This window comes from Sporolactobacillus sp. THM19-2, assembly GCF_004153195.1.
In the GTDB taxonomy this organism is placed as follows: Bacteria; Bacillota; Bacilli; order Bacillales; family Sporolactobacillaceae; genus Sporolactobacillus.
Window position 1 is genome coordinate 41,710 of sequence record NZ_SEMC01000018.1, and the last position, 7,142, is coordinate 48,851.

Below are 7,142 nucleotides of genomic sequence, written 5' to 3' on the forward strand. Positions count from 1 at the left end.
CGTTGATTAAGGGAAGAGTCGGCCTGCACGACCCGGTGATAGCTGCACAGTTCCCGGGGCGCAGAGATCTGCCTGAAGGAGATATATCAGCCAAGTTCCGGATATATCAGCCGACTCTTGGATTTTATCAGCCGCTTCTGACCCTATTTCAGCCGACTTTCGGTTTATATCAGCGGCTCCAGAAATATATCAGCCAGGCACGGATTTATCAGCCGCTTCTGAGCATATTTCAGCCGCCTTTCAGGATTTATCAGCGGCTCCAGAAATATATCAGCCGGGTTCCGGATATATCAGCCGACCCAGAACATATTTCAGCCGCAATCCGGATTATATCAGCCGCTCCGTAAATATTTCAGCCAGACCGTCGGCTTCAACACCTTTTTTTCAATTAAAGAAGTTTATTTGTACTGTCCAATTCAAAGTCAAAAAAAGAGAGACTGATGAAGTCTCTCTTTTTCCGTTCTATATGATATAACCTCCAGCATATCGATGACCGCTAAAAATGACTGTAGTGCCAGTTGATTCGGTCATTTTTGTGGACGGTAAACGCGCCGGCACCGACGTCCGGCTGTTTCCCGTTCACTGTAAACAGCCATCCGGCATTTTTTGCCGCTTTCTTATGATTCAAGCTGGTCACATAAACCATTTTTCCTTTACCGCTGCTGCTCATTTCGATATGCTTTGCTTCAGTAAACTTTTGCAGTGCTGTAAAAACTGTTTCATCTTCCGATAGTGTGATTTTTCCCTTTTGCACACCTGCATCGGAACCGTCATCAATACTGATGAATACGGCACTCTTTTCGGCCGGGGGATCCGATACGGTTTTCGGTGCGGTCTTTTGTCCAGTCAGAAATCCGGCTCCAAATAAAAGAAGGGCGGCAATAAGATAGATAATGATCCGATAGAATGATTTCACAACAACTTCACCTCCCAGGATACCTGCCAGACTCGCCGGCTTTTATTTTTTCGGCTTCACGCCTGAATATCCTGAACAGAAGAGGTGAAAACAGGCCAAAAATCAGATTTCCTGCCGCATGGAAGCTGTCAAACCACAGGCCGCTGATCCACAGACTGATCACGGTCAGGAGAGAAGCAGAAAATGCGAAATAGGACAGGGCCATAATGAGGCCAAATAAAAACCCGGAAAGAATCAGCCATAAAAAATAGATCCAGTGCTTCTTCGGAAGCCATGCCGACAGCAGGCCGATCAGTCCCCATGCGGCAAGATGAAAGGGGGTCCAGTATCCGAAACCGAGAAACAGATCGGAAACCAGGGCAGTCAGCATGCCTTCTGCACACCCCATTTTCCAGCCGAAAAACCATCCGGTCAGAATGATAATCAGCGTTGCCGGCTGCGCATTAAAGCCATGAATCATCAGCCGTCCGGCAACAGCGGCAGCGGTCAGGAGAGCCAGCAGAGTGATTTTATGAATGTCCGGCATGATGAACACGATTATTTAATCGGGCAGGCGCCGGTTGCACAGTCACTCTGGTCAACTAATTCAAGGTCTTTTTCTGACTGATTGCTGTTTAAGGATTGATAGATGGCTTTGACATCACCGGTAATCCCTGACTTGATTTCACGGTATCTGGCCTTACTGATCGGTTCCTTTGGTGCCTGTGCGAATCCGTGTCCGCTGTAAGGCAGCAGCGAGGTGGACTTGCAGGCTTTCCGGTATTGGCGGAGCAGTCCGGCAATCTTCCCGGCTTCATCTTTGTGGAACGTAATGGTGCAGCTGACCGAGTTATCAGCCCAGTACGTCTGAAGAAAAAGCTGAGTCGCAAACTGTTCGCTAATTGATACATCATTGGCGGAGACGAACCGATCATATTCAGCACCGCCGGCTTTGACCGGGAATTCGGCAACCATGGTATTTTCAGAGTAGACGTCTTTTTCAACCTTGTAGCCGGCTTCGCGCAGTGCAGGCAGCAGAGGGTCACTGTCCTGGAAACGAATACGCTGAATCAGATATTTATCGAAACTGAAGTGCATGCCTTCAGAAATCCCGGCGAGCTTGGAAACCGTTCCGGAAGGTTTGACGGTTGTATGCTTGATAGACGGCCGGCAGCTGAGTTCTTCTGAATAGGCCTGATCAGCAGCGACGGTGGACTGGTAAAAGGCGTCAAAAATCCGGGCGGCTTCTCTGTTAAAGACCGGTTTCCGGTAAGTCTCTCCGGTTTCCGGATCACGGATGTTTCTGAACCCGGTCACCAGACGTTCACCGAAACGCTTCAGGACCCAATCCTGAATACCACTCATTGATATACCGATTCGGCGATTCTTCCGGATGATCGCTCGGGAGCAGGCCCAGTCATAGTGTGAGAAGGTGACGCGTTTTGCATAGCGGACGGCAAGATGAAGCACCTCATCCATTGCCCAGCCCTGGTGTTCTGCAATTTCCGGAAAGACTTCAAACAGATTGCAGGGTTCTCCGTTACAGAGCGAGATTTCCCCGCACGGATTGGTTCCTTCAGCCTCGCCGTCAATCCCGGGCTGCCGGCCGTCCACCAGCCGTCCGTAGTTACGGATCATATCCATATTCACGACGCCCGGCTCGCCATTATCGGCGATGGCACGCGCAACCTTGCTGTAATGGGTGAATTCAGGCGTGACGAGGACACTGTTATTGGATGCCCAGCGGTGATCCATTAATTGTTTCTGATCCTGTTTCATGGTGATGAAGTCCTGATCATCCGGATCGCCGAGGGCAATTTCGGCGCTTCTGCGGACGTTACCGGCAACGACATTTTTACCGATTAAGTTACAGATATCTGTGCAGTCAACGGAGGTGAGCGGTCTGCCGCAGGCCTGATTCAGCACCTGGTTGACGGCGCCAAGCATCTCAATAAACGGCACCGGTCCGGCGGCTACCCCACCGAATCCATGTATTCTTTTCCCTTTTTCACGAATTTTGCTGACGTCGATGGCCAGATGACCACCGTTTTTTATGATCGATGAGAAGTGGGCGTCAATGAGCAGGGCACAGGACTCTACCCAGCCTTCGCGGGTATCCGGTGTCTGATAAGTCATCACGGCTGAAGAATCGTGATGCTTTTTCCAGTCCTCGGCATCCACGGCCCCGGCCTCAACCGCTGCTGCGTAATCTCCGTTCTTTTTACTGATTAAGATATCCAGATCCACCTGGCGATCTGCCGGCGGGATCTGGCTGATGTTTTTCCGGGAAACGGAGAATCCGACACCGCCGCCCTTCATCAGTTCATCAAAAAGGAAGGAGAAGGGCATCGAAACTGCCGGCTGGTCTTTTTTCAGATAGAAGGGCACGATATGGCTGTCCCCATATGCCTGCGGCCGTATCGCAATGAACCAGCAGTTATTCAGCGCATCGCCGACCCGCTTCTGGTAGTCTGTACCGGAAATCCACAGGTTACGCCCGGATGGCGTTGAGGCCAGACCGTAAATCAGTTTAAACAGGTGCTCTGCTTCCTGATTGAGCACGCGTACGGTATCGGGTGTTGCTGTCCCGTTCTGCAGACGCGGATCGAGATTGATGTTGCCTTCAACCACACGCTTTACCGTTTCGTCCCATTCTTCAAACCGGTTCAGCCGGTCAATCCAGCGCGCATAGGTCCTTTTATACGTGACCCATCCGAGTTCTCCCCAGTGCGGATGAACGGTTGATTTTATTTTCCTGATATAGTCGTCAGATAATTTAATGTTCATAAACGGATACCTCCAGTAAGTTACCTGATTATAATACCATATATTGTGCCGTAGTCAAAGGAGTGATCTATATGTGGTATCACGACGGCTCGGACGAAAAATGGCTCTGCAGCGCAGATTTGGGGGGACAGGCAGCAGAATTCGTAAGAAGGAATTTTTTTGTGTCATGCAATCTTCAATTTTAACGGATTGATACGGCCGCCCGGAGTCAGAACGGTGCGCCCAATCAGATGTCCTCTTTCTGGCTTGAAGCAGATTCTGCAGCAGGACGCGCCGAAAATGGGGGGCGACGATTGTCCGGGAATGCCCGGCCCATACCTTTGAACAGTTCAAAGCACGCCGAAAACAGGCGCGATGATGGTCGCCCCGTCCGCGCCTGATCAGACGCACTAGAGAGTGATCTGCAGTCTTCAGCAGATTGTCAGGAATTCCCCCTTATTCTGTGACCGGTCATGGTATAATAACAACTGGACAGAAGCCGCCGGATCATGGCGGCAATCAACAGACGGAACTTAGTGGAAGAAGGCACTTCTATGGATAAGACACCTCTTTTTTTACAACCTGCCCTTCATGAAAAAATCTGGGGCGGAACAAAACTTCGCGATGTTTTTGGTTACGACATTCCAAGTGAGACGACGGGCGAGTGCTGGGGCATTTCTGCGCACCCGAACGGACCGGCCGTGATTAAAAACGGACCGCTTGCCGGCCGGACACTCGCTGAAGCGTGGAAGGATCACCGCGAACTTTTCGATCAATATAAAGGTGATGCTTTCCCGCTCCTGACGAAGATTCTTGATGCCCGGACCGATCTGTCGGTTCAGGTGCATCCCGATGATGCTTATGCGCAGCAGCATGAGCATGTGCCGTTCGGTAAGACGGAATGCTGGTACGTTATCGACTGTGATGAAGGCTCAGAGATTGTCTATGGTCATACCGCACCGACGAGGGAAGCCTTTCGTCAGGCCGTGGAGGAGAAAAAATGGGACACGCTGCTCCGGCGCGTGAAGGTCAAGCCGGGCGACTTTTTCTATGTGCCGAGTGGAACGATTCACGCCATCTGCGGCGGCTGCCTGATTCTTGAGACGCAGCAGAGCTCGGACACGACTTACCGCGTTTATGATTATGATCGCCCGGGAAAAGACGGAAAGCCGCGTGAACTGCACATCAGACAGTCCATTGACTGTGCGAACTGTCCCCATGTCGATCCGGAGCTAACCTATCATGTCCGTCAGAAAGCGCAGGCAAAATTTACCGAACTGCTCCGTGAAAAACTGTTTACGGTATCGCACTGGGACATTCGCGGTCAGTCCGGGCCGATTAAGAAAAACTGGCCATTCCTTCTGATCAGTGTGCTGGACGGAAATGGCGAACTCATCATTGATGAGACAAAATATACCTTGACAAAAGGCGATCATCTGGTGGTCCCGTCAACCGTCGAAGCGATATCGTTTACCGGCAGGCTCGACCTGATCGTCTCCAACCCGGTTTGAGATGCGGCGCAGACGGTTCAGGCATGTGCCGACGATCACGCTTATCGGAAACCCGGCTGTGGAACGGGCAGGCTATCTTGAAGAGAGCGGAACGATGGCGGCACCCGTTTCAGATCCTGCGACGGGCAGAAGGGGGTCCGTCTCTGTCCTGAGACGTCCTGCCTTCCGGCTGATCCTGGTTCGTGGCGGGGATCGCGGCGCAGATCAGGCGGATATACGTGCGGCTGAAAAAATAATCGCCAGAAGCAAACTGATTTTACTGATGCATGATGTGACGGTGGGTGCCGTGATGCGCATAGCAGATCTGGCAAAAAAACATCAGATAAAGGTCGTCATTGATCCCGTTCCCTCCATGGCTCTCTCTGAAAAAATACGCAGAGCTATTCAGATGCTCCCGAAAGCGGGAAATAACAGAAAACGGTCCATCGGGAAAAAGTGGCGCAGAAGGAAACTGAAAACGGTAAAATGAAAGCGGACCCCGGAGAGGATCCGCTTTTACATATCATATGTTCGCGAAAAAAGCTGTGTTATTTTTTCAACAGCGAGTAAATCGCGGCAAAGTCGTACTCCCCTTTACCCTGCTGTTTGATCAGCCCGTACAGAGCTTTCACAAAATTGGAGAGCGGCAGGGCAAAGTTGTGGGCGTAGGCTTCCTCAGAAGCCAGCTCCATATCTTTATAGATGCTGCTGACCTTGAAATCCGCCTGATCAAAATCTTCCTTGAGAAACTTCGGCTCTTTGAACTGAAGGACAGGAGCGCAGGTCGGACCGGTAAACAGCGACTCAATGAGGCCTTTTTTATCCAGACCCAGACTTTCCCCGAAGGCAACAGCTTCCGAGAAGGCGGCGATGGCCTGCCCGAGCATCAGGTTATTGACCAGTTTCATCGCGGTTCCGCTTCCGCTCTTCCCTTTATACTGTACGGCTTTACCCATGATATCCAGGAGCGGGCGTACCTTTTCCAGCTCTTTTTCTTCACCGCCGACAAAGAAGACCAGTTCGCCCTTCTCAGCCGGTCCGGTCGAACCGGCAACCGGTGCATCAAGAAAATGAACGCCCTTTTCGGCAGCGGCCTGCGCAAGTTTTACCGAAGTCGCCGGGTTGATCGTACTGCTGTCGACCCAGATGCTGCCCGGCTTCAGTCCGTTCAGCAATCCGTCATTACCGAAGGCGACCGCTTCAACGGCCTGCGGATTGGCCAGCATCGAGAAGACGACATCCGCCTGAGCCCCGACTTCACGCGGAGTGTTCGCCCATTTTGCTCCGTGAGCAACCAGGGCGTCGGCTTTCGCCTTTGTCCGGTTGTACACAACGAGCGCTTTACCTGCATTCTGGAGACGGGCGGCCATCCGACTGCCCATGATACCGATTCCGATAAATCCTATCATTTATGCTCTCTCCTTTTCAAGAATCATCCATCGATAGCATAGCACAGAGATTGGCAGCACTGAAAAGAAATGCCTTGTGAACCTCACACGACTTAAGTCGTGTGCTTCTGGGAACATTGCACACTTACCTAACGTTCAGGCAGAGGTCACAACTCTTTTACCAAGGCTCGTCCCGAGCCGAAGAATATTCTTTGCTGCGTTAATATCTCTATCGTGATGATGCCCACAGCCAGGGCATGTCCAGTCCCTTATGTCTAACGTATGCTTTCCGTCATCATAACCACATTCCGAGCATATTTGTGATGTCTTATAGGGATTGACAATGACTAATTTTTTACCACGCCATGCACATTTGTATTCAAGCATCCGTCTCATTTCCCGCCAGGATTGATTAACAATTGCTCTGGATAATTTGTGATTGCGTAGAAGATTTTTTGCTTTCAAATCTTCCATGACAATGACATCATTATCTTTAACTAATTGCATTGTAATTTTATGGAGATAGTCATTGCGTTGATTAGTCATTTTCTCATTGTATTCAGCAACCATTAATTTGGCTTTTTTATAATTTTTAAAGTCATC

The 7,142-nt window shown here is 50.6% G+C and carries 7 protein-coding genes; 2 read left to right on the forward strand and 5 right to left on the reverse strand.

Annotation, left to right across the window (positions count from 1 at the left end):
* Positions 1–496 precede the first annotated feature (496 nt).
* From EWH91_RS11530 to nrdJ, 3 genes are read right to left on the reverse strand one after another with little or no spacing between them, the layout of a single operon-like run.
* Positions 497–916 (reverse strand): DUF4430 domain-containing protein, encoded by a 420-nt coding sequence (locus EWH91_RS11530; RefSeq protein ID WP_165364313.1) that lies wholly within the window; start codon positions 914–916, stop codon positions 497–499.
* A 7-nt stretch (positions 917–923) separates the two neighbouring features.
* Positions 924–1,442 (reverse strand): ECF transporter S component, encoded by a 519-nt coding sequence (locus tag EWH91_RS11535; RefSeq protein WP_129930189.1) that lies wholly within the window; start codon positions 1,440–1,442, stop codon positions 924–926.
* 11 nt (positions 1,443–1,453) lie between these two features.
* Positions 1,454–3,682: a ribonucleoside-triphosphate reductase, adenosylcobalamin-dependent gene (gene nrdJ / locus EWH91_RS11540; protein ID WP_129930190.1), complete on the reverse strand. Its 2,229-nt coding sequence runs from the start codon at positions 3,680–3,682 to the stop codon at positions 1,454–1,456.
* Positions 3,683–4,215: 533 nt separating this feature from the next.
* On the opposite strand from nrdJ, the gene manA reads away from it, so the two are divergent.
* Entirely contained in the window at positions 4,216–5,172 is a 957-nt protein-coding gene (manA, locus tag EWH91_RS11545; protein ID WP_129930191.1) for a mannose-6-phosphate isomerase, class I, read from the forward strand.
* A 25-nt stretch (positions 5,173–5,197) separates the two neighbouring features.
* On the forward strand, positions 5,198–5,641 hold the full coding sequence (locus EWH91_RS11550; RefSeq protein WP_129930192.1) for a hypothetical protein: 444 nt from the start codon (positions 5,198–5,200) through the stop codon (positions 5,639–5,641).
* A 58-nt stretch (positions 5,642–5,699) separates the two neighbouring features.
* On the opposite strand, the gene EWH91_RS11555 is transcribed toward EWH91_RS11550, so the two are convergent.
* Together EWH91_RS11555 and EWH91_RS11560 are read right to left on the reverse strand one after the other, a co-directional pair.
* Positions 5,700–6,560, reverse strand: a complete 861-nt coding sequence (locus EWH91_RS11555; RefSeq protein ID WP_129930193.1) for an NAD(P)-dependent oxidoreductase — start codon at positions 6,558–6,560, stop codon at positions 5,700–5,702.
* A gap of 135 nt (positions 6,561–6,695) precedes the next feature.
* A partial coding sequence (locus tag EWH91_RS11560; protein WP_165364314.1) for an RNA-guided endonuclease TnpB family protein occupies positions 6,696–7,142 on the reverse strand: 447 nt, incomplete at its 5' end.